General features: G+C 36.7%; 20 protein-coding genes, 1 pseudogene and 1 other annotated feature. Of the genes and pseudogenes, 2 read left to right on the forward strand and 19 right to left on the reverse strand.

Going from position 1 to position 24605, the window contains the following annotated elements; genetic code table 11:
* Window positions 1–54 precede the first annotated feature (54 nt).
* The 9 genes and pseudogenes from IGJ34_RS10660 to IGJ34_RS10700 form a co-directional block, all read right to left on the reverse strand.
* Entirely contained in the window at window positions 55–255 is a 201-nt protein-coding gene (locus IGJ34_RS10660; RefSeq protein ID WP_069655212.1) for a helix-turn-helix transcriptional regulator, read from the reverse strand.
* A gap of 439 nt (window positions 256–694) precedes the next feature.
* A pseudogene (locus tag IGJ34_RS10665) lies at window positions 695–978 on the reverse strand (DUF2200 family protein); the annotation flags it as partial.
* Window positions 979–1196: 218 nt separating this feature from the next.
* Complete coding sequence (locus IGJ34_RS10670) at window positions 1197–2366, reverse strand: M20 metallopeptidase family protein (RefSeq protein WP_069655211.1); 1170 nt, start codon at window positions 2364–2366, stop codon at window positions 1197–1199.
* Between the two features lie 53 nt (window positions 2367–2419).
* Window positions 2420–3619, reverse strand: a complete 1200-nt coding sequence (locus IGJ34_RS10675) for an MFS transporter (RefSeq protein ID WP_206837467.1) — start codon at window positions 3617–3619, stop codon at window positions 2420–2422.
* A 306-nt stretch (window positions 3620–3925) separates the two neighbouring features.
* A complete protein-coding gene (locus tag IGJ34_RS10680; RefSeq protein ID WP_111247701.1) occupies window positions 3926–4972 on the reverse strand; it encodes a hypothetical protein in 1047 nt (348 codons plus the stop codon).
* Between the two features lie 24 nt (window positions 4973–4996).
* Window positions 4997–5698 carry a response regulator transcription factor gene (locus tag IGJ34_RS10685; RefSeq protein WP_111247702.1) on the reverse strand — a complete coding sequence of 234 codons (702 nt, stop codon included), beginning with the start codon at window positions 5696–5698 and terminating at the stop codon, window positions 4997–4999.
* A gap of 13 nt (window positions 5699–5711) precedes the next feature.
* Window positions 5712–7175, reverse strand: coding sequence for a sensor histidine kinase (locus tag IGJ34_RS10690; RefSeq protein WP_430597435.1), 1464 nt, complete (start codon window positions 7173–7175; stop codon window positions 5712–5714).
* A gap of 77 nt (window positions 7176–7252) precedes the next feature.
* Window positions 7253–8212 carry a DUF4822 domain-containing protein gene (locus IGJ34_RS10695; protein WP_111247704.1) on the reverse strand — a complete coding sequence of 320 codons (960 nt, stop codon included), beginning with the start codon at window positions 8210–8212 and terminating at the stop codon, window positions 7253–7255.
* A 170-nt stretch (window positions 8213–8382) separates the two neighbouring features.
* Window positions 8383–9090, reverse strand: coding sequence for a DUF975 family protein (locus tag IGJ34_RS10700; RefSeq protein WP_069655205.1), 708 nt, complete (start codon window positions 9088–9090; stop codon window positions 8383–8385).
* 363 nt (window positions 9091–9453) lie between these two features.
* On the opposite strand from IGJ34_RS10700, the gene IGJ34_RS10705 reads away from it, so the two are divergent.
* Entirely contained in the window at window positions 9454–9933 is a 480-nt protein-coding gene (locus IGJ34_RS10705) for a DUF3955 domain-containing protein (RefSeq protein ID WP_111247736.1), read from the forward strand.
* A gap of 78 nt (window positions 9934–10011) precedes the next feature.
* On the opposite strand, the gene IGJ34_RS10710 is transcribed toward IGJ34_RS10705, so the two are convergent.
* From IGJ34_RS10710 to hisS, 10 genes are all read right to left on the reverse strand, one after another.
* The gene (locus tag IGJ34_RS10710) at window positions 10012–11397 is read right to left on the reverse strand and encodes an aldehyde dehydrogenase family protein (RefSeq protein WP_430597436.1); all 1386 of its coding nucleotides are present in this window, start codon (window positions 11395–11397) and stop codon (window positions 10012–10014) included.
* A 192-nt stretch (window positions 11398–11589) separates the two neighbouring features.
* Entirely contained in the window at window positions 11590–12888 is a 1299-nt protein-coding gene (gene eno / locus IGJ34_RS10715) for a phosphopyruvate hydratase (RefSeq protein ID WP_010771434.1), read from the reverse strand.
* 158 nt (window positions 12889–13046) lie between these two features.
* Window positions 13047–13802, reverse strand: coding sequence for a triose-phosphate isomerase (gene tpiA, locus IGJ34_RS10720; RefSeq protein ID WP_069655203.1), 756 nt, complete (start codon window positions 13800–13802; stop codon window positions 13047–13049).
* Between the two features lie 163 nt (window positions 13803–13965).
* Window positions 13966–15159, reverse strand: coding sequence for a phosphoglycerate kinase (locus IGJ34_RS10725; RefSeq protein ID WP_430597437.1), 1194 nt, complete (start codon window positions 15157–15159; stop codon window positions 13966–13968).
* A gap of 136 nt (window positions 15160–15295) precedes the next feature.
* Window positions 15296–16297, reverse strand: coding sequence for a type I glyceraldehyde-3-phosphate dehydrogenase (gene gap / locus IGJ34_RS10730; RefSeq protein ID WP_069646063.1), 1002 nt, complete (start codon window positions 16295–16297; stop codon window positions 15296–15298).
* A 40-nt stretch (window positions 16298–16337) separates the two neighbouring features.
* Window positions 16338–17375 (reverse strand): sugar-binding transcriptional regulator, encoded by a 1038-nt coding sequence (locus tag IGJ34_RS10735; RefSeq protein ID WP_111247709.1) that lies wholly within the window; start codon window positions 17373–17375, stop codon window positions 16338–16340.
* A gap of 330 nt (window positions 17376–17705) precedes the next feature.
* Window positions 17706–18581 carry a YitT family protein gene (locus IGJ34_RS10740; RefSeq protein WP_069655200.1) on the reverse strand — a complete coding sequence of 292 codons (876 nt, stop codon included), beginning with the start codon at window positions 18579–18581 and terminating at the stop codon, window positions 17706–17708.
* 135 nt (window positions 18582–18716) lie between these two features.
* Entirely contained in the window at window positions 18717–19511 is a 795-nt protein-coding gene (locus tag IGJ34_RS10745; RefSeq protein WP_206837447.1) for an ankyrin repeat domain-containing protein, read from the reverse strand.
* Window positions 19512–19690: 179 nt separating this feature from the next.
* Window positions 19691–21460: an aspartate--tRNA ligase gene (aspS, locus tag IGJ34_RS10750; RefSeq protein WP_069655198.1), complete on the reverse strand. Its 1770-nt coding sequence runs from the start codon at window positions 21458–21460 to the stop codon at window positions 19691–19693.
* Window positions 21461–21489: 29 nt separating this feature from the next.
* The gene (gene hisS, locus IGJ34_RS10755; protein WP_430597438.1) at window positions 21490–22791 is read right to left on the reverse strand and encodes a histidine--tRNA ligase; all 1302 of its coding nucleotides are present in this window, start codon (window positions 22789–22791) and stop codon (window positions 21490–21492) included.
* A gap of 441 nt (window positions 22792–23232) precedes the next feature.
* Window positions 23233–23439 (reverse strand) — a binding site (T-box leader).
* A gap of 177 nt (window positions 23440–23616) precedes the next feature.
* On the opposite strand from hisS, the gene IGJ34_RS10760 reads away from it, so the two are divergent.
* Window positions 23617–24549: an aldo/keto reductase gene (locus IGJ34_RS10760; RefSeq protein WP_430597439.1), complete on the forward strand. Its 933-nt coding sequence runs from the start codon at window positions 23617–23619 to the stop codon at window positions 24547–24549.
* The last annotated feature ends 56 nt before the right edge of the window (window positions 24550–24605 follow it).

Below are 24605 nucleotides of genomic sequence, written 5' to 3' on the forward strand. Positions count from 1 at the left end.
TTGATCAGGTATAAATTTCACGCCTATAAATCAAATAATCTTCTTATAATCATTCTACTCAGTTCCTTTTAAAATTTCATCAAGAGAAAAATCAAAAAACAAGCTTAGTTCAACCAAGGTATCAATATTTGGATACGATTTTTCATTTTCCCAACGTGAGACTGTTTGTCTCGTTACATGAAATTTTGCAGCAACTTGCTGCTGTGTTAACTCTTTTTGCTCTCTGCGGATTTTCAACAATTTTCCTATCTCCATAAAATGTCATCCTACCTTCAAAACGTTTTTTATGTATGAAATGTTCTTATGATTTCACATAAAAAACTATGTGACCATTCTACTCAGTTTTATCTTTACTTCTTTGTTTGTCGAGACATTTCCTTCACCAAAGAAGCGATTTCTTCGACCATCGTAAAAAAATTTTTTCTTCATGTTAGTCCCTCCTGTCTGTGTTCTCTTAAATATCACATACTAGGCCTGATTTAAAAAGCAATTTTGATGTTACGTTGCTCTTTATTGATAGAATATTCATACTTTTTTGTAGTTAAAGGGTTATCAGTAGATTACCATACGAATAAATCGAACAAAAGCCAACGTATCCCCATTTAGTTTTGAGGTTATTACACTAAATTCACACTTGTATTAGCTCATCTACTAAATTGCTAAAAAACAGCCTCATCTATCTAGATACGAACGACTATCTAGATAACAATAAGACTGTATTTTTATTATTTTGTATTGTTTTTCCTTTAGCTAATTCATCAATCCGTTTATCCATATAACGAATTTTCTGCATTAACTTGTCTTCGATATATTCAACGCGATAGCCACAACTAACACCTTTGATCAACGAAACATTCGGGTTCATTTTTGGTGCGTTTCAAAAAAAATTTCAAAATCGACTTTTTCATCAAGTTGCTTTTGCAATAAAATTTTGTCATAGCCAGTTAGCCAACGGATGATTTCATCTACTTCGGCTTTATTTTACCCTTTTTTTAGTATTTGCTACTGTTGTATCGTTCTTTTGTTATTTATTACATTTTAACGTTTCCGTTATGATTCTTTCATTGTTTAATAGATACGATTTTTTCGTTTAAGTAATTAAAATCGCAACTATTTGTATTTATTTAATGCCTACTTTTAACAATTAGAAGATAAAAAGAACCTTAACACTGACGTTAAAGTTCTTTTTATCAAATTTATTCTTGTCCCAAAATATCTAAAATAAGCTGTGCATGCATCCCAGAACCCACTGGGAAGCACTCCTCCATAATTTTGAATTTCGGATGATGGTTCATATAGCCACATCCTTCTGCCGCCGTTCCACCGCCTAAAATAAAGAATGATCCTGGCTTCACATCTGTGTATGCTGAGAAATCTTCACCGCCCATCATTTTTGGCGCTTCAAATATTCGCTCTTTACCGACCACTTTTTCAGCTGCTGCCAAAACAAGATCTGTTGCATCACTATCATTATTGACCTCACTATAGCCTAGTAAATAATCTAAGTCATAACTAGCTCCATACATCTTACAAATTCCATCAATAATTCCTTCAATTCGTGTTTTGATAAACTGACGAACTTCTTTATTATTCGTACGAACCGTTCCTTGGATTTGTGCTGTATCCGGAATAACATTGGCTGTTTTTCCAGCATTAAATTCACCGATTGAAATAACGGCATTGTCAAAAGGACTAATATTTCTTGAGACGATATTATTTAAATTATTGATGATTTCGACTCCAATCATGATAGGGTCAACAGATAAGTCGGGGGTTGAACCATGTGAGCCTTTTCCTTGGATTTTCAATGTAAAGACATCCGAAGCCGCGCTAGCTGCTCCTTTTCTAGTCCCCACCATACCAACAGGGATATTCGGCGCGATATGTAGACCGAACACCATATCCACATCATCCATAACACCCGCTTCAACTAGTAATTTTGCTCCCCCCGGTGGTTCTTCTTCGGCCGGTTGGAAAATAAACTTCACCGTTCCTGCAATTTTGTCTTGCATTCCGCTTAAAACTTTAATAGCACCCAAAAGCATTGCTGTATGGGTATCGTGTCCGCAAGCATGCATGACACCTGGATTTTCGGACGGGAAATCAACATCCGCTTCTTCCATGATCGGCAATGCATCAATATCTGCTCGCAAAGCAATCGTTTTGCCAGGTTTACTTCCTTTCAAAGTAGCAATCACACTATTTTCCGTTAAAGAGGTAACTTCTAAGTTAGGAAAATCGGCTAAGACCTTTTGGATATATTTTGCCGTTTCAACTTCATGAAATGATAATTCTGGATGACGATGTAAATGTCTTCTCCATTTGATCATATCTGCTTGAGGCATTTGTTCTTGAATGTTTGTCATTGGTGGTTCCTCCCTTTAATTTAGTTTTCATTAGAATGAACGAAACTATCGTATTATTTTTGTTTAATAAACATAATTGTTACGGCGGTTAATAAGCCCACCACTAAAAAGAAAATAAATGTTGAAATATACTGACCGTTTGACAGCTCCACTAATTTTCCGATAAGAGTCGGTGAAACAAATCCACCGAGAATTCCTCCCGTTGCTAGTGTGCCATAGCTTGGAGCAAACTTAGCGCCTTCAAAGATTCTTAATGGAATGCTCATCATCGTAACAAATGAGATGATCAAGAAAAAGTTTGCCAAGCCCATTACAATCGATAATAAAACAAGATTACCGATATAATAAGAACCAAATGCTGAAAGTGTGCCTAAAATAGCCGTGATTGCAACGACTGCCTTTTCCTTGTGTTGGAAAAATCTTCCGACAACATAACTACCGCCAATCGAACCAATCAGCATGAACAAACCACCCACACTACTGATTACAGCTGCACCATTTAGTGCCAAACCACGTTCCCCCGTCAAAAAGCTAGGTACCCAACTTGAGAGTCCGTATAACAAGCAGTTAATGAAGAATGAGCTTAAAAATAAAATCCATACTCGAATATCTGACCAAATGACTAAAATCGAAATCTTTTCCGTTTTGGTCACAATGGCCTCTTCTTTTTCTTTTGCTTTTTCATTTCTAGGAATAGCGATAATTAGAAAAATAGCAATGACTACCGCCAAGGCAGTTAAAAGCATATAGGCATTTTTCCAACCCGCATTTGTAATAATTGGTGATAACGCTAATGGTCCAATAAAACCTGCTACACCAGAGGATGATAATAAGATCCCTTGTGCAAAGGTTCGCTTCTCTGGTGGAAAGTTCATCGTAACTTCCTTACTCGCTGACGATGCATAACCTGAATGCGCTAAAAATCCAGTTAAGAAGCGTAACGACATAAACATGATCAACGATGTTCCAAAACCAAATAGGAATGAAAATAAACCCATTCCTAAAACAGAACCGATCAACACAACTCTTGAGCCAACTTTATTGATGACTAAGCCCATCGGAATCTGCATAATTGCGTAACCAAGGAAAAAAGCACTCATGATCATACCCTTCGCTGCTGGGTCTAATCCAAATTCCTCTGAGATGGGAATCAGCGAATACCCTACTGAAAGTTTGTCGATATATACCATAGTATACCCTAAAAATAATGCTACTAACAATAAACCCGTTTTCTTTGTTTTACGTTTTTCCATATGCCCTCCTTAATATAAAAGCGTAGCGTAAAACTAACCCTGTGGCTAGTCAAAGACAACTCTCATCTGCTCCACTACTTCATTATACTTACTACTATTACTTTAGTATAATCTATTCTCCACCTAAAATGAAGAATAAAATGAGAATATTTTTAATTTTAATGCATTAAAATTAATCTGAACTCTATAATTTGAAGTAACAAAAAAGTTAACGATGAAACAATCGTCAACTTTTTTCTGCTTATATTTGATGTCTACTGAATAGAACTTGTGACAAAAGTACTTTGAAACAGCAATGGAAATAGACTACAGTTTAACATGCTCAATCAATTTTTGATAGGAAGCAAAAGACGGATGCTTTGTCACTTCACTATTCTCAACTAGTAGTGACTGTTGTGTAACAATTGCATGTGTCAATTCGTCAGCAAATGTTATGAAATCATTGTTCGTCTTTTCATTATAATCTAGCGAAAAGTATTTCGATTGGCGATAATATTGTTTTAACTGATCTTCCGCAATTTTCTCTGGTTGATCAGCAAAATATTCATCATATCGCGCAGTATCGATCTTTCCATCCGTGACGGTCAATTGAAGTCTGCCAATCAATCCATTACCAAAATCCTCCGCATATCCGATATACTTCGTTTTCGACGGTTGTTTGATTTCGTCTTTGAGTTCAGCTGCAATTGCCATTAATCCTTGTCTTGCAGTTGTTGAAGAGCCTTTGACTGTTTCAAAGTTTCCATCAACCCGATTTTCTTCTCGCATTTGTTTTTCTACAAACGTGATGCCATTGACCACCGTGACTAAGGTCGTATCTGTTCTTGGGTTTTGTGCTTGGAAAAAAGCATAATCAGAAAGGCGTTTATTCGCTCCTGCATATTTTGAGGCATAATAATTTTCCGCTCCGTATTCATTAAATTCAACATTAATGATTTTATTCGTTTCATCGGTAACAATCTCAACAATGCCTTTATTTCCCACATCAAAATACCCTTCATTTGTAAAATAGTTTCCCTCCATCAACCCTAACGGAGGTTGATTTGACCAAAACATTTTCTTTAATTTTTCTTCATATGTGTATAGAGGTTTTGGGTTCGATCCAAAGGTTGTCTGAGTCGCCCCCGTAACAACATCATAGTTATACGAAGTATTTTCAAACGTTACATCATTCACGTCAGTTTTTTCCACTTCTTCACTTTTGGCTTGTGTCTCCGATGAAGCTGGATTAAAAATGGCGGGTCTGGACGTGGCACTAGATTGTTCAGTCTCTCTTCTTTGATCTGGTTTACAACCTGACAGTCCAACAATACTGCATAAAATAAACACAGCAAACAGATGGTTTTTTTTCATAAATTTTCTCCTTTTGTTTACTCGTTAGCTGTTGAAGCGATAGCCACTTCCCCAAATTGTTTCTATTGGGATTTCTGATAATTTGCCTTTTTTCAATTTCTCTCTAATGCGTCCTACATGCACAACTACGGTATAGATGTCACTATCCAACTCGTCCATTTCCCACACTTGACGGAACAGCTGCTCTTTCATCCAAACCCGATTCGGATGTTCTATAAAGAATAATAGTAGGTCAAATTCTTTTGTGGGAAAAATGATTTCCTCTCCTAAAACAAAAACTCTGCGGGCACTTTTATCAATCCTGATCTGACCACTTTCGATAATTTCATTGACAGGCTCAGCTTTTGTCAAAGATTGATACCGTTTGATATGGGCTTGAACGCGAGCCACTAATTCACTAGGACTAAAAGGTTTCGTCATATAGTCATCTGCTCCTAAACCTAAGCCTCTGACTTTATCGATGTCTTCTTTTTTAGCTGAAACAATCATTAATGGAATATTTTTCTTTTCTCTGATTCTTCGGCAAATTTCAAAACCATCCATTGAAGGCAACATAATATCGACCACAATCAAATCAAACGATTCATTCAATGCCCGGTTCAGACCAACCAATCCATCCCTTGAAATCTCAGCTTTTATCTGGTTGATTTCTAAATAATCTTTTTGTAATTCTGCAATACTTGCATCATCTTCAATCAATAAAACACGTGATACTTCGTTTGACATTTGGCTGTCCTCCTCAGGCTTTTTTTAAGTAGATTGTAACGGTCGTTCCTTGGTGTAAGTCACTTTCTATCGTAACTTTCCCTTCATGCATCTCAATGATTTGTTTTACAATAGCCAGACCTAAACCACTACCACCAGTATGTGTTGGACGTTCTTCTTCTCCTCGATAGAAGTGATCAAAAACATAAGGTAATTGTTCTTTTGAAATGCCTTGACCATTGTCTGATAACTGAATCATTATCCTTTCGGCCTTTCTAGACACATCGATTGCAATGGAAAGCGAACGGTTTGGATGTTTAAATTTCAAACTGTTTTCAATCAAATTGATAAAAACTCGATTTAATTGCATCCGATCTGCTAAAACATAACTGTTTGTCATTTCTTGATTTGTTAATTGAAGAGAAACTTGATTATCTTGTAACTGGAATTCTTCAATAATATGCTTTAAAAATTCATTGATATCGATCCGCTCAAAATGAAATGGTACTGCTGCAGCATCTAATTTAGAATAAAGAAATAATTCTTCGATTAGTTCATTCAATGAGAGGGCTTTTGTATGGATCGTCTTTAAATAGTTGGCTTGCTTTTCAGGAGAATCCGCCACGCCATCTAACAAACCTTCTACATAACCAATAATCGAGGTGATTGGCGTTTTTAAATCGTGTGAGATACTAGCAACAAGCTCTTTGCGGTTGTTTTCAAGCTTTATTTGCTCTTCTGTTGATGAAATCAACGCTTCTCTCATTTTTTCAAAATCATCCGTCAATTGTTTGACTTCCAACGCTGTCTGTTTAACTGGTTCGGTTACGGAAGTTTCTAAATGTCCATTACGGATTTCAGTCATTCCAGAACCAAGTGTTTCAAGTGGTCGAATAATCGTTTTCTTCAATAAATGATTTAAAAAAAGTAATCCGCCAATTGACACCAATAAAATCGTAATAATAATCAGGACTCCCCATTTCGTCATAAATTCCAGAAAGCTACTTTCTTTCATTAAAACCAATAGACTGCCAGGCACTTGATCGTTAAAATAAAAATCAAATTTCATATAGCGATACAATCGTCCTGCATTGTCGATGGTTCCCCTTGTTTCAATGTTATTGGCATCAAATTTAGGAAAATGGGCGATCAATGATTTTTCGACTAAGTCTTTTGAATAGTAGTCGATTGCTTCTTGTTTACGAACAACGACACCCAATGATTCAGCTTCAAATTGTTGAATGGTTTGTTTTAATTCTCCACTAGGTTTAAGCAACTGCTCTGGATTAGATTTGGCAATGCCACGAAGTTTGATATATGCTAGTTCCTCTTCCGGACTTAAGGAACGTTGCTGTGTAAACGTTTTGTACACCGTTCCAGGACTAGGTATTTTCCCAGTTGTAACATAAAAAACAATGCAGATGATTGAAAATAGCGATAAACAAGCAATCGCGATCCCGCCAATATATGAAATGAGAAATCGTTTTTTTATGGTCATATTATTCTCCTTTGCGTTATTTACGAAAAAGCGATCGATGTTTTCAACTTAACCAGCTGCACCGTTATTGGAAGCTTTTAAAAACTAAATTCTGGTTTAAATTCTCCCGTATAAGGTTGATGCTCAACGAATACGGTGATGTCATTGCCAGTCTGATCTTTGCCCATTCGTTTATACGTAAATTTTTTGTTGTTTAATTCCGTCAATTCTAGTGCTGCGCCATATTTATTTTGACCGATCGAGACATGCGCTCGGATTTTATTGTGATTCAATACATCAAAGTAACCGAAGTCCCCACGGCTTTCACCTGTTTCTAAGTTGAAAAATTCGTATTTATTTGTATCTGCAGCGAATTTAGCCAAACTAATAAAGTTTTGGTTGAACTCTGTTACATCGTTACCGGATTCATCAACAACCTTTGTCCCATTCCATAACGTTTGACCTAAGATTTCAGCGCCGTCTTTCTCTGCGTTAATAGAACCGGTTGTCGTATTTAGTGCTGTTTCTTTTTCAGTAAAAGCTAGTTCATTTTCATTATACGGGATATGTTCTACAAATACATCTACTTCATTCCCAGATTTGTCTTTGCCTTTTCGTTTATAGGTAAATTGTTTATTCGTCAGTTCCGTAAGGTCAACAACTGCTTGGTAGTTCATCGTTTCTGAAAGTAGGATTCGTTTTGTCCCATCGTTTGTAATGAAAAAGGTGCCACGATCTCCACGGCTTTCACGTGTTTGCGCATCGAAAAATTCATAGCGGCCAGTTTCACTATCATATTTTGCTAATCCGATGAAATTAGCATTTTCTTTCGTTAAATCATTATTGTCTTTATCGTAAACCTTTGTTCCTTGCCAATTGGTTTCACCTAAAATTTTGTTTAACTGATCCCCTTTATTTTTATTCTGTCCTTCTTTGGATTGTTCTGTCTGTTGTTGCTTACTATCTTTTGATCCTGAGGTTTCTTGTGTTCCGACACTACAACCTGCTAATAATAGTACCAAACTTGAGATTCCTACGATAATTTTTTTATTTTTCATGGTAATTTTCTCCCCCTGTATTTGGATAAATGGTTACTGCTTATCTTTAGTATAAAGAGGAGGTGTAAACAAGTGCTAACGAGAAAATAAACAAACTATAAACAATCGATATATACAAAAAAAGGAGGCCTAACTCTAAGAGTCATGCCTCACTTTCAGTTTTAATGGTCTTAAACTGTTGCTGTTTTCGGTAAATTGTCATAAAAAGCAGCTTTCGTTGCAGTGATATAAGGTGTTAGCCATAGATAGCCGATTCCTAATGTTAAAATTGCTAGGATATGCCAACCAATAAAGCTTAAGTCTAATAAGAATAATTGACCTTTGTACCCATTCATAAGTTGCCTACTGCGCGTAATAGAATTTAGAAATCCTGGGCGTACCCCAGTTTCTTCAAAAGCATCATAGTAAACAAAATACGTTTGTGAGTAAGAATAGCCTTTGATAATTCCTGGAACGATCAATAGTAATGTCCAAAGAGAAATAAACACCGTTGTAATAACGTATAGACAGATTACTCCTAAAACTACAGGTCCAGCAAAGCCGCGGAAAGCATCTGAAAATGGGCGAATATCTTGTCTTTTCCCTCTATAAAGATCAAGGAATGTCCAAGAGATACCAGCGCTAAAGATAGCACCAATAATACCACCTAAAAAGCTACCTCCACCTCCACCTGAATTTCCGTCATAATTTGCATTACCACTCATAAAATCTGGATTGTTTTGCGCAAATGTAATGATAGGAATGATTAGTAAAAAGAATAACAATAGTACAATTGCAATTGAGACTAATGTTGGAACTAAGCACATCAATACACTGTCTTTCCAACGTCCACGCAAAACGCCTTTAGCTTCACTTTTTAATTCAGCTCTTGTTTTCATAAAATTTTCCTCCTTTCGTTTCAATACATTTAGTATATCAAATAACTCTTCATAAAAAAAAGCATATGCGTTGAACAGTATTCATTTATAATCTAACACTAGGTAGATTTTCATCTGGATGAAGCAACAATCACTTTTTTGTTTACTAATTTAAAACTGAGAGTGATCGTTCGCTATATAAATAATGAATGCTATAATTTAATTATACAAATGTTCTGACTGTGAAAAAACAATATTTATAGAGGAAAAATGACGAAGCAAGACGTGCTTTCCTTTATTTTGTACATCTGCAAGCATTGCTTTCTTGAATAAACTAAGATATCTCTTTATGATTGAGATACATTAATGAAAGGACATTATACGATGGAATTTGGAGAAAAAATAAAAGAGCTACGAACAAAAAATCAACTGACACAGGAAAAATTTGCGATTCGTTTAAATGTAACAAGACAAGCCGTATCAAACTGGGAGAATAATCGAAACCTTCCAGACCTTGAAATGTTGATCCTAATTTCTAGTATTTTTCATATCTCACTTGATGAATTGATTTTAGGAGGAAGTAACGTGAATAATATGACAGAAAAACTAATTAAGGATGGTAGTGAAACAAGACGAGCAAAATTAACTATGGTCACAACATTGATTGGTGCCTTTTTATTGTTTTTTGGCTTTGCATGTTTTTTTATAAAAGCTAATTCAGTAGAATATATTGATGCAATAGGAATTCTACATGAAAACTTTTATCTTATCCCGATAGGATTTCTTTTTATTTTTGCTGGAATGATGGTATTCATCTTTACAGGGATAAGATTTATTATCGCTTTCGTTGCACACAGAAAATAGGTAGATTCGTCGTAGAACTAAAAAGCACAGTCATTTTTCAAACTGTGCTTTTTAGCTTGTTTATTTTAGTAGAAAGGGTTATAACAATCGTTTTAACCAGTCGAATTTTTTTTGATCATAGGGTGGATAAATCAATTTTGCCATAGAATCTTTTCTTCCATAAACGATTGCTTTTTTATGAGAAAAGGTTTCGATACTGTATTTACCATGATAGTTCCCCATCCCAGAAGCGCCTACTCCACCAAAAGGCAATTCATCATTGGCAACATGAAGAATCGTTTGATTGATACCACCCCCACCGAAAGAGATTTCTTGTAAGATCTTTTTCTGAATATCCCTATCATCGGAAAATAAGTATAAAGCTAATGTTTTTTCCCCTTCTTTAATAAAGGTAATAGCTTCATCTATGTTTCGATACGTACAAATCGGTAATAGCGGACCAAACAATTCTGCTTCCATCAAGCTATTATCTCGGCTTAAACCGATATCGAAAAGACTTGGTGCGACATATCTTGTTTGCTGATCATACTCTCCTCCATAAATCAGAAATTGCTGATTTTCATTAATTAATTGACTAAATTTAGCCATTGCATCCCCTTGAACGATTCGACCATAATCAGGATTTTCTTGAATGTTTCTTCCGTAAAATTCGATTATTTTTTCTTTCATCGCGTGAATCAATTCACGTTTCACTTTTTCATCTACCAGAACATAGTCGGTTGCAATACATGTTTGACCCGTATTCAGCAGTTTACTCCAAATAATACGTTCAGCTGCTATTTCGATATCCGCTTGCTCTGTAACGATTGCTGGACTCTTCCCTCCAAGCTCTAAAACAACTGGAGTCAAGTGTTTAGCTGCTGATTCCATCACGATTTTTCCAACTTTAGTACTCCCTGTGAAAAAGATAAAATCCATCCGCTCTTTTAAAACTGTCGCATTATCAATTGAATTTGGCGAAAGAACTTTCACATACTCTTCATCAAATGTTTCACCCACAATAGCCCCAATTACAGCGGCTACATTCGGTGTTTTTGAAGATGGTTTTACAAGTGCACAATTACCAGCTGCAAGTGCGCCAATTAAGGGTACTAACGTCAATTGAAGGGGATAATTAAAGGGACCAATTATATACACTGTACCATACGGCTCTAGAATAACTGTATTTTTATTTAGTAACGATGATATAGCTCTAGGTTTATTTACAGGGGTCGTCCATTTATCAAGATTTTTAAGCATATCTTTGATTGCTGAGAGTACCAATCCAAATTCTGTTGCATATACTTCAGCTTTAGGCTTTTTAAGATCTTTTTCAAAAGCCCAGTAAAAATCTTCTTCATGTTTTTTTACGTTCGTCAGAAGTTGTTCCAGCTTTTCTTTTCTGAAAGAAACCGATTTTGTTTGATTTGTGTTAAAAAAATTTTGTTGTTTTTTCATGATAGCTTGTAGATCAGATTGATTCATGATACACCCTCCTCTATTTTCTTTTTAGTATAGCACCGATTTTTTATTTTTGATAATAGAAGGATACTTCATGAAGCTTGATAGTTAATAAAAAAGCTCCTCTTACTTTCGCAAGAGGAGCTTTTACGTATGAGTATAAGGAGAAAAGATTCATGAATCAGTTGTCCCTTTTTGCTTTATAATCAACTAAAATTATTTGTTTTTTAAGTTGTAGAAAGATTTCAACCCTTTGTATTCAGCAACTTCGCCTAATTGGTCTTCAATTCTTAATAATTGGTTGTATTTTGCAATACGGTCAGTACGGCTTAATGAACCAGTTTTGATTTGACCAGCGTTTGTTGCAACAGCGATATCAGAGATTGTTGAATCTTCTGTTTCACCTGAACGGTGAGATACAACTGCAGTGTAGCCAGCTTCTTTAGCCATTTCGATTGCTTCGAATGTTTCAGTTAAAGTACCGATTTGGTTCACTTTGATAAGGATTGAGTTCGCGATGCCTTTTTCAATTCCTTCAGCTAATTTAGTTGTGTTTGTAACGAATAAATCGTCACCAACTAATTGAACTTTGTCGCCTAAAGCAACAGTTAATTTTTTGAAACCATCCCAGTCATTTTCATCTAATCCATCTTCGATTGAGATGATTGGGTATTTCGCACATAATTCTTCGTAGAATGCGATCATTTCTTCAGTTGTTTTTTCGCCTTCACCTGAATCAGCTAAAACGTAAACACCTTTTTCTTTATCGTAGAATTCAGAAGAAGCAGCATCCATCGCAAGAACGATATCTTTACCAGGTACATAGCCAGCTTTTTCGATTGCTTCGATGATTACTTCAAAACCTTCTTCGTTTGAACCAAGGTTAGGAGCAAATCCACCTTCGTCACCTACAGAAGTAGCTAAACCGCGCGCTTTTAAGATTCCAGCTAATGCGTGGAATACTTCAGCACCGTAGCGTAAAGCTTCTTTGAATGTAGGAGCACCTACAGGCATGATCATGAATTCTTGGAAGTCGATACTGTTATCAGCATGAGATCCACCATTGATGATGTTCATCATTGGAGTTGGCAATACTTTAGTATTGAATCCGCCTAAGTAGTGGTATAAAGGTACTTCTAGGTAATCAGCAGCAGCACGGGCTACAGCGATTGAAACACCAAGAATAGCGTTTGCGCCTAATTTACCTTTGTTAGGAGTTCCATCTAAATCGATCATTGCTTTATCAATAGCCATTTGGTCACGTACATCGTAGCCAATAATTGCTTCAGCGATGATGTTATTTACGTTGTCAACTGCTTTAACAACCCCTTTACCTAAGTAACGAGCTTTGTCGCCATCACGTAATTCAACCGCTTCGTATTCACCAGTTGAAGCACCAGATGGAACCATTCCACGACCAAAAGCACCGCTTTCAGTGTATACTTCTACTTCGATTGTTGGGTTACCGCGTGAGTCTAAGACTTCGCGTGCATAAACATCAGTAATAATTGACATGTTTTGTCTCTCCTTTGAGTTTGTTTTATACTAAGGGGATTCGATTCCCTTAATTATGATTGTAGTGAATAACCGTGCGCTATGCAAACATTTTTTGCATAATTCATGGAATACTCAATGAATCTTTGATTAATTGCGTATATTGTTATAAGACGTGATTATTTAACAGCATCAAGTAAAGCTAAGAAAGAGTCAGCTTCAAGACTCGCTCCGCCAACTAAAGCACCATCAACGTTTTCTTTTGCCATATATTCAGCAATGTTTTCAGGTTTTACAGAACCGCCGTATTGGATACGTACAGCTTCTGATACTTCTTTGCCATATAATTTTTCAACTGTTGCACGAACAACGCCACAAATTTCATCAGCGATATTCGCATCAGCAGATTTACCAGTTCCGATGGCCCAGATTGGTTCATAAGCAATAACCATTGAAGATACTTGCTCGTTTGATAAACCAACTAACCCTTTTGTGATTTGGCCTTCGATCCACTCAGCAGTTTTGCCTGCTTCGTATGTTTCTAAAGATTCACCACAACAGAAGATTGGTGTCATGTTGTTTGCAAAGATTGCTTTCGCTTTCTTGTTGATGTCTTCGTCTGTTTCGTGGAAGTACTCACGACGTTCAGAGTGACCGATGATTACATAGTCAACACCTAGATCAGCAAGTGCTGCTGGAGACGTTTCACCAGTGAATGCACCTGAATTTTCCCAGTAGCAGTTTTGTGCAGAGATTTTTAATTCAGTCCCTTTAGCTGCTTCTACTAATTCTTGTAAGAATAAAGCAGGAGAACCGATAACAGAATCTACTGAACTATTTGCAGGGATTTTTGTTTTTACAGCTTCTGCAAAATCTTTTGCTTCTGAAGCCGTTTTGTTCATTTTCCAGTTACCAGCAATAATTGGTTTACGCATGGAAAAGCACATCCTTTTCTTTTTTGTGGTATAGATTGATCAAACCAATCCAGTTTCACAAGCCATCTCTCTTCGGTATTACTGAATAAAATTCACGATAAAAAGCATCGCTAAAATTTTTCTCCAGTAATACTTGAGATCAAAATAGGCTTGTTCAACTTTTTTACTTCTCGTTGATTGCCGCTAATCCCGGTAATTCTTTACCTTCTAATAATTCTAAGCTTGCGCCCCCACCAGTTGAGATGTGAGTAAATTTATCAGCAAAGCCTAATTGGATTGCAGCTGCAGCAGAGTCTCCTCCACCGATAATTGTTGTTGCATCTTCTAAGTTAGCAATTGCTTCACATACACCAATCGTACCTTTTGCAAAGTTGCTCATTTCGAATACGCCCATTGGCCCGTTCCAAACAACTGTTTTTGCACCTTCTAATTCTTTAGTGAACAATTCAATTGATTTAGGTCCAATGTCTAAGCCCATGTAGCCTTCTGGGACAGCTTCACCATCAGTGATAACTGTTTCAACATCATTGCTGAATTCATTAGCACATACTGAATCGATTGGTAATACTAGTTTGTCACCAGCTTTTTCAATCAACTCTTTTGCTAAAGCAACCTTATCTTCTTCAACAAGAGAATTACCGATTTCGATTCCTTTCGCTTTGTAGAATGTATAGGTCATTCCGCCACCGATAAGGATTTTATCTGCTTTAGAGATCAAGTTTTCGATAACACCGATTTTGTCAGAAACTTTTGCGCCACCTAAGATAGCAACAAATGGGCGTTTTGGTGCAGTTACTGCTTCACCAACGAATTTAATTTCTTTTTCCATTAAGAATCCAGCAACTGTTGGGATACCAGTTGACGCAATTCCTACATTAGAAGCGTGTGCACGGTGAGCCGTACCAAATGCATCATTAACAAATACATCGCCTAAAGAAGCCCAGTATTTACCTAATTCAGCGTCATTTCCGCTTTCTTTTTTACCGTCGATATCTTCGAAACGAGTGTTTTCAAATACTAAAACATCGCCGTCTTTCATGTTGTTAACAGCAGTTTCTAATTCAGTACCACGAGTTTCTGGAACGAACGTTACTGGTTTGCCCAATAATTTGCCTAAACGCTCAGCAACTGGTTTTAGTGATTTGCCGGCTTTATCTTCTTCTGTTTTAACACGACCTAAGTGAGAGAATAAGATTGCTTTCCCACCATTGTCTATTACGTATTTGATTGTTGGAAGTGCCGCTACGATACGGTTGTCGTTCGTGATCACGCCATCTTTCAAAGGTACGTTAAAGTCGACACGTACAAGAACTTTTTTGTCTTTTAAGTCTACATCTTTGATAGTCTTTTTAGCCATTAAACGTTACTCCTATCTATTTTTAATTTTTTAAAAGAATGATTATCTTAAACTTATAAAAAAAGCGGGGAAGCGCGTTGCTTCCCCGCTTATTATTTCACAGTTGTTCAAATTTCACTAATGATAAGAATGAATCTTATAAGTTAGCGAAGTACTCTAAAGTACGAACTAATTGTGCAGTATAAGACATTTCGTTGTCATACCAAGCAACAGTTTTCACTAATTGTTGATCGCCAACAGTCATTACTTTTGTTTGAGTAGCATCGAATAATGAACCGAAAGTCATCCCTACGATATCAGAAGAAACAATTTCGTCTGTGTTATATCCGTAAGATTCGTTAGCAGCTTTAGCCATCACTTCATTTACTTCTTCAACTGTTACTTTTTTGTCAAGAACTGTTACTAATTCAGTTAATGAACCAGTTGCTACAGGAACACGTTGAGCAGCTCCATCTAATTTACCATTTAATTCAGGTATAACTAGACCGATTGCTTTAGCAGCACCAGTAGTGTTAGGTACGATGTTTTCTGCTGCAGCGCGTGCACGACGGAAGTCTCCACCTGGGTGAGGTCCATCAAGAGTCATTTGGTCACCTGTGTAAGCGTGGATTGTCGTCATAAGACCTTCAACCACACCAAAGTTATCTTGTAAAGCTTTAGCCATAGGAGCTAAACAGTTAGTCGTACATGAAGCACCTGAGATAACTGTTTCTTTACCTGTTAAGATATCGTGGTTCGTGTTATAAACGATTGTTGGTACGTCATTTCCGCCTGGAGCAGAGATAACAACACGTTTAGCACCAGCTTTTAAGTGTAACTCAGCTTTTTCTTTTGAAGTGAAGAATCCAGTACATTCAAGAACGATATCTACGCCTAAGTCGCCCCATGGTAATTCTTCTGGGTTGCGGTTAGCAAGAACTTTAACTTCTTTACCGTTTACGTTGAAAGATCCATCATGAACTTCAACAGTTCCGTTGAAACGTCCTTGAGTTGTGTCATATTTTAACAAGTGAGCCAACATTTTAGCGTCTGTTAAATCATTGATTGCTACTACTTCGATTCCTGCTACATCTTGGATACGACGGAATGCTAAGCGTCCGATACGTCCAAATCCATTAATACCTACTTTAACTGTCATTAAAGATTTCCTCCTTATGAAAATCAAAAATTTTTTTATTTTAAAGGGTTACCCCTTTTAAAATCTCATTTGCGGCAGCTTCATCTGTGATGAGCCACGTTTGTTTTGGTGCATTTTTCATATAAGCGCGGATTGCTTTAGCTTTCGACTTACCGCCTGCAATTGCAACGACATTCGAAATTTTCTGGACATCTTTTAACTGAAGTCCGATTCGAGGAATCTTATAAACAACTTCGCCCTCTTCATCAAAGAAATAGCCAAAAGATTCTGCTACAGCATTATTTTGCTTTAACATAACCATTTCGTCATCTGACATTTTACGACGTGCTGCCATATGCAACGCGCGTCCAATACTATGAACAACACAATTGCTCTGTTCAATCAGCGTCAACACCTCTTGGATCGAAGGTTCTTGCAGTAGTGAATTATACGTTTCAAGACTCAACTGTTCTGGAACATATAATGCTCTATGATGACCACCGGTTTTACTTGCCATTACAGCACTTACCGAATTAGCTTGAACCGTCATTGCTTCACCGATTCCACCTCTAGCTGGAACAAACAGATTATGTCTCTTTTCTGTTTCAAGTGTTCCCATGTGCTCTGCAGTCATTGCCATTGTTGTTCCGCCCATCACTGCAATAATATTACGTCCTTCAGGTAAAAGCAAATCCAACGAATTGGTCAAAATATCTCCGAACTCATAAAGAACTTTATCCTGATTGTCACTATTACCAGCTACAACGATACAACGTTTGATTCCAAAGTATTGACTGATTTCTTTTTCGACTTGATGCATGCCAAGTAGTTGATTCATCATCGACTCTAAACCTTGATAAACACCTAAGCCTTTTTCAGTTAATGTCATTCCGCTTTTAGAAGTTTCTATTAGTTGAAGATTTTTCAGGAAGTCTGTCTCAGTTCTTAAGACTCTTTCTGTTATTCCCATACTATCAGATAGGCTTCTACGTCCAATAGGCTGCATCCAGTATATATTACGAAGAATATGAAACCTTTCCTGCATTACATCGAGCAAATCTGGAGCAACTGCTTCAATCATTTTCAATTCATCTAGCATGATGCGCTCCTTCGTTGGTCCAAAAACGTCCAAGTAAGACTTAAAACGACCTATGAACTTTAAAAAAATAGGATTGATGTTCTTCTTTTTCATTGTTAAATTCTTTAACAGTCATAAAAGCGTCCCTCAATCTTACATACATAGTTTAACAGTTTTCATTCTTCTTTTCAAGAAAAAGAGATTATTTTTTTAATTAACCACTCTATTCATAATAGTTGATCCTATACTTTAGCATGCAATCACAAACACGATCCACGCTCTCATTTCTAGTTTTAGTACAAATAAAAAAATCCAGACCCTACTCTGGATTTTTTAAGATGATATCATACCTTATAGATCTTCTTCATAAAAGCGACCGAGAATTTTTACATTATCAGAAATGCTGACAAACGCAGATGGATCAGATTCTTTCATGGCAGCTTCTAACGCAGGTAATTCAAAACGAGTCACGACTGTCAGTAGTAGCGTTTGTTTGTCATGGCGATATGCCCCTTCTGCTTCATGGATAATCGTAATGCCTCGTCTCATTTTCTGTTGAATACCATCGATTACATCATCTGGATTTTTTGTGATGATCATAACCTGCATTTTCTTTTGCTTCGTATACACGGCGTCTGTTACTTTACCACTGACAAAAATTGACAACGCACTATAAAACATATACTGCCAACCAAACAAATATCCTGCTACGAAAATAATTAATCCATTGAAATACATGGATATCGATCCTACTGAACGTCCTGTTTTCTTACGGATCGTGATGCTAAAAATATCCAATCCACCTGATGAAAGACCATTTTTCAAAGCAAACCCAATCCCAGATCCCATCACTGCTCCACCAAATATCGCACAAATAATGGGATCATTAGATAAACTTGTTTGCGGTACAATCTGCATAAAAATTGAGGTTAATGTGACCGTTAAAAAGGTAAAAACGGTGAATTTTTTACCAATTTTTAGCCAAGCCACAAAAAATAGCGGGATATTTAAAGCATATAACGTAATCGATACAGGTACTTTAAACCCTACGATATTCGTTGATAAGGTTGTAAGAATTTGAGCTAGTCCTGTAATTCCACTGGAATAGATATTTCCTGGTTGATAAAAGAAGTTCATCGCAACAGATGCCAAAATCGCATAAACGATTGACACTGAAAGTTTTGTCGTATAATCATGGACAGGTAAACTTTCAAAAAATTTTTTCATGTAGAGGTAGCCTCACTTTACTTGATTCATTTGGTTCTTATTATACGTGCTTTAGGATAAGAAAAAAAGGACAATCTTCAGAATAGAAGAAAATACTTATTCGTTACACGAATCAAGCTTTTGAAAAATTCAATCTTAATTGGCATTTAGGCTTTTCAATATTTCAGTATAACCTAAATTTTTAGCGTAATCTTCAGCTGTCCGTCCAGTATTATCTCTTAAATTTTTATCTGCTCCCGCTTCCAATAAAACAGTAACGATTTGCTGATATACAAGAGATCCATCTGTCAAAGCTACCGCTTCGATAAGGGCAGTATAGCCATAATTATTTTGATGGTCAATCTCTACACGTCCATCTTTTAATAGTAATTTCACATTCTCAAGATGTCCTTTTTCTGCTGCTGGAATCAATGCATTTCCACCGAAGCGGTTTACTTTTTGTTGATCAGGTGTTTGCTTTTCCAGCATGTAGCTTAAAATTTCAGTTTTCCCTTGCGCTCCAGCATAAAGATAAGGACTATCAGAAATTAAATCTTGTACATTAATATCCGCTCCCGCGTCAATCAGGATTTTGGCGATCTCAATGAAATTTTGATGCGTTGCAATCAGAAGCGATGTTTCTCCTCGTTCATTTTTTTCATTGATCGGATAGTCTTTATCTTTCAGTATTTCTTGAACTTTTTCAGCATTTTTTTCATTTACGGCTTGGATCAAGCTTCCGTTAGCAAACTCTTTGCGTGTAGATTCTGTTGTTTCCGTTGTATGCTCTAACTCTTCTTTAGTAGATTGACTACGTTCATCTTTTTTAATTCCCATATCCGTACTCTCCTCCGTTGGTTGTGTCTTCTCACTTTTATTCGTTTGACAGGCTGAAAAAAGTAGCAATGACGAAAACAATAGTAGCGTCTTCAATAAAAATTGCTTTTTCATTCTCGTAATCCCTCCTTTAATAATAGATTAAAACCAGTATAAAGGATAAATGTAAACGAATTATAAACAACGTAATTCATCTGTCTAAAGTTTAATTGGCCCATTCAATTGACGCGACGATCTTGTTTTGACCGTAAAAAAACGATTGGGAATTTCTCCCAACCGTTTTTCAGCAAATTCTATTCATCGACAGCCGTGACATCGATATTTAATTCAAATAATTGTAATGGTGAAACTACACTTGGTGCACTTGTCATTGGGTCAGCTGCTTTCCCATTTTTAGGGAAGGCAATTACTTCACGAATATTATTTTCGCCAGCTAATAACATCACTAAACGGTCTAATCCTAAAGCAATCCCGCCATGTGGAGGAAAACCATAATCTAAGGCATCTAGCAAGAAACCAAATTGTTCTTGTGCTGATTCTTTTGTAAAGCCTAGCGTTTCAAACATTTTTTCTTGCAACTCACGTTTATGGATACGTGATGAACCGCCACCTAGTTCGTAACCATTCAAAACAATATCGTAAGCTTCGGCATAAACGTTTGCTGGATCTGTCGAAAGTAGTTCAATATCTGATTCTTTCGGTTGGGTGAATGGATGGTGTGCAGATACGTAGCGACCAGCTTCTTCATCGTATTCAAACAATGGCCAATCAACGACCCACAAGAAATTGAATTTAGTATCATCGATCAATCCTAATTCTTTCCCTAAACGCGAACGTACGGCACCTAATGATGCTGCAACTATTTCAGGTTTATCAGCACCAAACATCAAAATATCGCCAACTTCTGCATTTGTCGCTTTGATCAAGTCATCAGAAACCTCTGTTAAGAATTTCGCGATTGGCCCTTTTAGACCGTCTTCTTCTACTTTTAACCATGCAAGTCCTTTGGCACCAAATTGACTTACATAGGTACCTAAGTTATCCATATCTTTTCTTGAATAGTTATCAGCAGCACCTTTAGCATTCAACGCCTTTACTTGCCCACCATTTTCTAGCGCCATTTGGAAGACTTTAAAATCAACATCTTTTACTACATCTGCGATATCAATCAATTCCATATCAAAACGAGTATCAGGTTTGTCACTACCATAACGTGCCATCGCTTCGTCGTAGCTAATACGTGGGAATGGTAATGTCACTTCGATCCCTTTTGTTTCACGCATCACTTTCGCTAGCATCTCTTCAGTCATTGTTTGGATTTCTTCTGGCGATAAGAAAGTTGTCTCTAAATCGACTTGTGTAAATTCTGGTTGACGGTCACCACGTAAATCTTCATCACGGAAACAACGAACGATTTGGTAATAACGATCGAAACCAGCATTCATCAATAATTGTTTAAAGATTTGTGGTGATTGTGGTAATGCATAAAAATGCCCTGCATGTACACGTGATGGCACTAAATAGTCGCGCGCGCCTTCTGGTGTTGATTTACCAAAATAAGGTGTTTCGATATCGATAAAATCAGTATCGTCTAAATAATGACGGATTGATTTGGTTACTTCATGACGTAATTTTAAGTTTGCAGTCATTTTTGGACGGCGTAAGTCTAAATAACGGTATTTCATACGGATTTCATCGCCGACATTGTTTTCATCTTCAATCAAAAATGGTGGTGTTTTTGCTGTATTTAAAATTGTGATATCTGTTGCCATCACTTCAAATTCACCGGTTTTCATTTTAGGATTGATTGCTTCTTTATCACGATACGTCAGCTCTCCAGTAATTTCAATTACATATTCGCTACGACATTTATCTGCAATTTCCCAAGCTTCTTTTGAATGGGCTGGATTGAACACCACTTGTGCAATTCCTTCACGGTCACGTAGGTCGATAAAAATAACTCCGCCTAAGTCACGACGTTTTTGTACCCACCCTTTTAATGTAATCACTTGTCCTACTAAATCTGCTGAGACTTCTCCACAGTATACTGTTCTTTTTGTCATTGGTCTTTGCTCCTTTTCATTTTTACTCTTTATTCATCAAACATCACGGTCATCATTTCATCATAGACTTTATCAAATCTTTCATAAATATCTGATAGTGGGAATGATTTTTCATTACGGTTAGCCATTGATTTTACGTTAACGATTCCCTCGGCTAATTCTGTTTCCCCTAAGGTCAAGGCAAGTTTGGCGTTTACTTTAGCGGCAGTTTTAAATTGGGCTTTTGCTTTGCGGTTCATAAAATCACGATCTGCTGAGAAACCAAAATCACGGATTGCTTGAACAAGTTTTAATGCCTCAATATTTGTCTGCTCACCAATTCCGACCACGTAAGCGTCAATGTCGTTGATTACTGGCACCACAACACCTTCGGCTTCCATAGTAATCAAGACACGCTCGATCCCCATCGCAAAACCAAAACCAGGTGTTGCTGGTCCGCCTAATTCTTCAACTAACCCATCATAACGTCCGCCAGCACAAATCGTTGCTTGTGCGCCCATACCTGGTGCTTCACTCATCACTTCAAAAATGGTATTTGTATAATAATCCAATCCACGAACCATATTACTGTCCACTACAAACGGAATGTTCAATTCATTTAACATTGTTTGAACTGTTTCAAAATGTTCTTTTGATGACTCGCTTAGATAATCTAAAATTGATGGCGCATTTGCTACGATCACTTGATCTTTTTTATCTTTACTATCTAATACACGCAATGGATTCTCGTGCAAACGACGTTTTGAATCCTCACTCAATTCAGCGGATTTTGGTTCTAAATAATCGATCAAAGCTTGACGATATGCCGCTCTTGTAGCTTTATCGCCTAAAGAGTTGATCACTAATCGAATTTGATTAATGCCTAATTGTTTGAAAAAGTCTAAAGCCATTGCCATACTTTCGACATCCACTGCGGGATTTTCGCTACCGAAAGCTTCTGCTCCGATTTGGTGAAATTGTCTTAAACGACCTGCTTGCGGACGCTCATAACGAAACATTGGTCCCATATAATACGTTTTATACGGTTTCGTAAATTCGGGTCCAAACAGTTTGTTTTCAACAAATGAACGAACGATTGGTGCAGTTCCTTCTGGACGTAATGTTACATGACGATCTCCTTTATCGTAAAAATCGTACATCTCTTTTGACACGATATCTGTTGTATCTCCTACACTACGAGAAATTACTTCATAATGTTCAAAAATCGGCGTACGGATTTCTTCATATTGGTAATCACGAAAAATCAAACGAGCAGTTTCTTCAACAAACTGCCACTTTTCTGAAGTTCCTGGTAATAAGTCATTGGTTCCTTTTGGTTTTTGATAACTCATTTGTTTCATCTCCTAGTTATTGTTTATTGGGACAACGATTTTTCGTCCTAGGTATAAGTGAGGTTTTATTTTTTATACTCTTTTCACTTATTTTATCGTCGATTCTTTTTTCCTTTATTAGCGCGATTTGGTGATTCAGTGATTCAGTGATTCAGTGATTCAGTGATTCAGTGATTCAGTGATTCAGTGATTCACTAGTATGGTAACTTCTCTCACTTCGTTCGCCAAGTATTGTTCATCATCTATTCTGGCGCAGCCAATCGCTATGCTTACAGACCTAAAAAGCAACTCACAATTTTTTTCTTTGCTTTTTTGGGATTGGGCTTTTGGTGATTCACTAGTATGGTAACTTCTCTCACTTCGTTCGCCAAGTATTGTTCATCATCTATTCTGGCGCAGCCAATCATAGTGATTCACAACAAAAATCGCCCTTGTATTAAATACAAGGGCGAATGAATAGACATACGCGGTACCACCTAAGTTTGAAAGATTGCTCTTTCCTTTAACGATTAACGCTCGTAACGGAACGGCTTTTATCCGTTCATCTCCAGAATGTCTTTCGATTTCTCTAATGAAGTTGCTTTCAGCCACGACAACTTTCTCTTATACGATTAGATTGAAATGTACTCGTTCTTTCATTGATTTTTGATATTATATATAAACTACTAAAATTTCCTCATAAAGTCAATAGGGATTCGACTAATTTCACATGCAATATCAAATAAAGAATGTTTATTTTGCTTTTCCACTATCTTTTAAAACAAAACACTTCACTGATTCACTTCTATAAACTACACTAAAAGAAATAAGTTAGGAGGAATCAGAATGACACAAAACGTACAAATTGGAAGAACAGAGGTCCACTCAACTCCTCTAGGTTTAGGTACAAATGCTGTTGGTGGTCATAATTTGTTTCCAAATTTGAATGATAATACTGGGAAAGAAATTGTCCATACCGCTTTAACAAATGGTATTACTTTACTAGATACCGCTTTCGCCTATGGAATGGGTCGTTCAGAAGAATTGATTGGCGAGGTATTAAAAGAATTTGACCGCAGTAAAGTAATTATCGCCACAAAAGCCGCTCATGATCCGGCTAAAGATGGTGCCTTTAATAATACACCAGAATTTTTAGCACGTTCTGTTGACGAAGCATTACAACGGCTACAGACAGAGTATGTCGATATTTTTTACATTCATTTCCCAGACGAAACAACCCCTAAAAATGAAGCAGTAGCTGCTTTGCAAAAGATAAAAGAAACAGGAAAAATTCGAGCGATTGGTGTTTCTAATTTCAGTCTAGATCAGATTAAAGAGGCAAATCAAGATGGTTATGTGGATATTGTGGAAGATGAATATAGTTTGATTCATCGTGAAGCAGAACAAGAATTACTGCCTTATTTAAAAGAAAATCAGATTTCTTTTGTTCCCTATTTCCCATTAGCATCTGGTTTATTAACAGGAAAATATGAACATAACATCACCTTTCCACCTGAAGATTTACGCAGTAAAAAACCAGATTTCCAGGTTGAACGCTTCAATGTAATTCTCGATAAAGTCAACCAACTTAAACAGATTGCAGCAGAGTACAACGCCAGTGTCGCAGAAGTCGTGCTCGCATGGTACATCAAAAACCCTTTCGTTGATGTTGTTATCCCAGGAGCAAAAAAGGTAGAACAAGTCATCAACAACGTCAAAGCGTTGGATGTTCATTTGACTGATGAAGATTATCACCGAATCGACAAATTATTTAAATAATTGCTAACTAATGGACTATTTTTACCAGAATTCTACAGTTTAACCTTCAAAAAAAT

The organism is Enterococcus sp. AZ177 (genome assembly GCF_050544585.1).
Taxonomy (GTDB): Bacteria; Bacillota; Bacilli; order Lactobacillales; family Enterococcaceae; genus Enterococcus_L; species Enterococcus_L plantarum.